1 protein-coding gene is annotated in these 1,114 nt (G+C 61.7%); it reads right to left on the bottom strand.

All coding sequences use genetic code 11. The features are described 5' to 3' along the window. The coding region (locus tag QSV46_RS39035; RefSeq protein WP_314964002.1) for an ABC transporter ATP-binding protein at window positions 1–1,089 on the bottom strand (1,089 nt) is incomplete at its 3' end. Window positions 1,090–1,114: the final 25 nt, after the last annotated feature.

Genomic DNA, 1,114 nt, shown 5'->3' with positions numbered 1-1,114 from the left:
CGCATCGAAGGCCCGGCAATCTTCAGCTTTCCAGCCGATGGTGATCAACGCACCGGGCTCGACCCGCACCGTGCCTTCTGAATTTGGTAGCTTGATCACGAAGTCGTCGTGGCCGCAGACCGAAACCCGGGTGCGCACGTGGTCGCCCAGATAGATCACTTCCGAAACCTGCGCGCTGAAGACATTGGGCAGCGAACCTGGCGCGGGGTTCATCTTCACCCGCTCCGGACGCAGCGACAGCACGGTCGGCCCGCCGACCGCGCCGACATTGACGGCCAGCGCCTGCACGTTGCCGGCGCCCGGAATCTCCACCTCGCAGCTCTCGCCGTTTTTCGCCATGACCTTGCCGTGCAGCTGATTGTTCTCACCGATAAACTGAGCAACGAACGCGTTCTGCGGTCGCTCGTAGAGTTCGGCGGGCCCGGCGAGTTGCTGGATGACTCCGTCATTGAAGACCGCGATGCGGTCCGACATTGTCAACGCCTCGGCCTGATCATGCGTGACATAGACCATCGTGACGCCCAGGTCGTTGTGGATGTACTTGATCTCGAGTTGCATGTGCTCGCGAAGTTGCTTGTCAAGTGCGCCGAGCGGTTCGTCCAGCAGCACGAGCTTGGGATCGAAGACGAGCGCACGAGCGAGCGCGACGCGCTGCTGCTGCCCGCCGGAAAGCTGGCCAGGCCGGCGACCACCATAGCCACCCAGACGAACCATCTCGAGCGCCCGCTTGATCTTCGCCTCTCGTTCCAGCTTCCCAAGCTTGCGAACCTTCAGTGGGAACGCGAGGTTCTCCTCGACGGTCATATGCGGAAACAGCGCGTAATTCTGGAAGACCATACCGATGTCGCGCTTGTGGGGCGGCATGTTGCCGATCGAGCGTCCCGCCAGCAGGATCGAGCCCTGGGTCGGCGCCTCGAAGCCGGCGAGCATCATGAGGCTCGTTGTCTTGCCAGAGCCGGAAGGCCCCAACATCGTCAGAAACTCACCACGAGCGATTTCCAGGTTGAGATCCTTAACGACAAGCGCTTCGCCGTCGTAGGTCTTCTGAACGCCAGAAAACTCAACAAAGGCATTGTTCGTGCCTGGCATCGACCCTCTTCCCTCCCCCGCTCGC

It is taken from the genome of Bradyrhizobium cosmicum, assembly GCF_032290525.1.
GTDB classification, from domain to species: domain Bacteria; phylum Pseudomonadota; class Alphaproteobacteria; order Rhizobiales; family Xanthobacteraceae; genus Bradyrhizobium; species Bradyrhizobium cosmicum_A.
The sequence above is the reverse complement of the archived record's forward strand: the minus strand, read 5'-3'. Positions and strand labels throughout refer to the sequence as shown.